Raw genomic sequence first — 2885 nt, 5'->3', positions numbered from 1 at the left:
TTGTTGTTGAAAGTGGAATTTATGATTTGTAGGTCATTTAAACTGTATAATACTCCTCCACCACCGGTAGCACTGTTTATGGAAAATAAAGATGATGAAATAAATAGTTTGCTTTTAGAGTATATTGTTCCACCGTTTATAGCACGGTTGTTTGTAAAATTAGAAGTTCCAGAGATATTAGTAACTCCTCCATTAAGATATAAAGCTCCTCCATTGGTTTTTGCCGTATTGTTAGAAAATGCAATTGAATTAATATTTAAATTGTTATTAGTATATATACAAGCACCATTAACAGCAGAATTACCTGTGAAAACTGAGTTAGAGTTTATATTGGTAGTTCCTCCGTTTGTGAAAATAGCTCCACCATTTGAATTAGCATTATTCTTATTAAAATTAGTAGCAATAAGATTTAAATCGTTTAAACTGTAAATAGCTCCACCATTAGCTGATGCATTATTATTTAAAACATTTACACTGCCACGGTTAATATATAGTCCAGCACCATTAGAACTAACAATATTACTTGAAAATTCAATAGAATTAATGGTTAAATTAGAATTAGTGTAAATTCCACCACCATTAATGGCTTTATTATTAAAAGTAGATTTACTTGTAATAGCTGTAATTCCACCATTTAAATACAATACACCACGATTAGTGGGTGCATTGTTTCCATTAAACAACAATTTCATCACCTTTTATTTTCAAATAGCTACTAAAAAAATATTTAAAGATAAAAATTATTAAAAACAGAGTAGAAGTTAATAATAAATTATCTTCAATAAATTTACTGGTTTAATTAGTCTAAATATATTCTACCTGTAGCATCTTTTACACGAAATGTTCCTAACCATTCATTAATTTTTTTAAAATATGTGCCAAAGTTCCAATATAATTCACCTTTATCATGCTCATAGCCTTTATATTTCATATAAGTCATGTTCTGGTCATCACACCATCAACAATTTTTATATGAGTCAGCTATACTATATGCCTTAGAACATGGTATATATGAGATATTCTTAATTCATGAAGTAATTTTTTTGTTAATAATATAGTTCGTATTTGCCTTTGTCTTCTATTTTTGTATTTTTGTTATTGTCTTTAAATTTATTTTTAAAAAGCTTATTTCCTTCAAAATATTCAATTCCAATTTCGTTTCTATAAAGTTTGTTGTAAGAAGCTGTATTTTTTTCTCCCCATATAGTCAAACCACTTACAGAATCCTTAACAGTGTTATATTTAACAGTGGAATATTTGCCTTCTTCTATATAAATACCATTGTAGTGTATATAATATATTTTGTTATAGGATATTGAGTTTCTATCTCCTCCAGCATCAATGCCATTCATGCATTTGTATGCTGTATTTTTGCTAATTTTATTGTTATTTCCGTAGAGTGAAATTGCATAGGATTCTGGGGCTTTAATTTTATTGTGACTTATCAAATTATTATTTCCATTAATAAGGATTAATGGAGAAAGAAATCCACCTTTGTTTATTCTGTTGGAGGATATGATGTTGTTTTTTCCGCGTACATAGATGCTTATTCTATTTTCAGAGAATTTGTTGTGAGTTATTTTGAGTTTAGATCCTTTGATAGAAATTCCTTTGAAGGAGTTTTTATAAAAAGTCATTTTGGTTATTTTTGCTGAATTGATTATGCCAGAGATTCCATATTTATAGTTTCTTATTATTATATTATTAAGGTTGACTTTTTTGTTTTTATTGGTTAAGTTTATGGCAGTTCCTGTATTGTTGCCAATGAACGTAACTTTAGCTTTTTTATTGGTTTTGGTTATTGTAATGCTTTTTTTAACAATAAGTTGCAGATTTTTGTAGTTTCCTGGTTTGAATTTAACAACATCACCATTTTTAATGAAGTTGTTATTTTTTATTGGTATTTTACCGCTAACCATTTTGTTAATGGTAGTTACATCTGTAGAGTTACTAATTGTGTAAGTTGCAGCACTAGCGGAAGCAACAAACATTCCTAAGAAAATTATAGTTAAAAGTATGACAATTATTTTTTTAAACATAAAAAAACACCTTTTATATTATTTATTATTTTTAATATTTTCAAATCATGAATTACGATCTATGGTGATAATGATTCTCTTTTTTACAAGTGTGAGAATATAATATACCATTTATATGAGAAGTTCCAGCACCACTACGACCACCCCATTTAGGTTTGCCAGGGACATTTTTGGCAGTTGAATCTAATATTATTTGTTCTACATTGCTGTTATATGCTTTTACATACACATGCCCATAATCCGCATAACACTTACCTGCCTCTGCATGGATGAAATATGATGGAACACCAGCAGTACGCAAGAAAGAAACCAATAATATAGACTGGTCAACACAATTAGCATGATCTTCATCCCATTCATTTATTCTCCAATAAACATCTGTTGCTTTGAAATGACTATTCTTATAAAATTGATACACAATATTCTTTGCTTGCCATACGAAAATTTCATATATTTTCTTTTTACCTGTAATTTCTCCACTAATATTTTTACATACAGATACAACTACTTTTCTCATATCACTACTATTCACTTGAACACGGCTATCCTTAGACTTTATTTTTTTAGATAATGATTTGCTGTATTCATTAGTTAGGTAGTATATGTCAGTGGTAGAAGATACATAAGCTTTTTGTGTGTATTTGCTTGTTTTTCCATTTATTTTAGTGGAAATTTTTAAAGTGGTAAAAACATAAGGTTTTAATTTATTATTGACACCAGTGTTAAGATTTTCAGTATGCTTGCCATAGTATGTAATTTTGTAGCTACTTGGAAATTTCTTTATTTTAATAGGGGAATATTTTTTGGTTTTTGAGTTTTGAACATACCATTTTCCTGATATGCTTG

Annotated in this window: 3 protein-coding genes and 1 pseudogene; all 4 read right to left on the bottom strand. The window is 28.3% G+C overall.

The genetic code is table 11. The features are described 5' to 3' along the window. Window positions 1–686, bottom strand: a pseudogene (locus tag MBCUR_RS01800) (hypothetical protein); the annotation flags it as partial. Between the two features lie 113 nt (window positions 687–799). Further along, window positions 800–931, bottom strand: a complete 132-nt coding sequence (locus tag MBCUR_RS10915) for a hypothetical protein (RefSeq protein ID WP_281190506.1) — start codon at window positions 929–931, stop codon at window positions 800–802. Window positions 932–1046: 115 nt separating this feature from the next. Continuing rightward, window positions 1047–2039 (bottom strand): right-handed parallel beta-helix repeat-containing protein, encoded by a 993-nt coding sequence (locus tag MBCUR_RS01795; protein ID WP_067089493.1) that lies wholly within the window; start codon window positions 2037–2039, stop codon window positions 1047–1049. Between the two features lie 52 nt (window positions 2040–2091). Next, the coding region (locus MBCUR_RS01790; RefSeq protein ID WP_157077537.1) for a transglutaminase-like domain-containing protein at window positions 2092–2885 on the bottom strand (794 nt) is incomplete at its 5' end.

Source organism: Methanobrevibacter curvatus (assembly GCF_001639295.1).
In the GTDB taxonomy this organism is placed as follows: domain Archaea; phylum Methanobacteriota; class Methanobacteria; order Methanobacteriales; family Methanobacteriaceae; genus Methanoflexus; species Methanoflexus curvatus.
The sequence above is the reverse complement of the archived record's forward strand: the minus strand, read 5'-3'. Positions and strand labels throughout refer to the sequence as shown.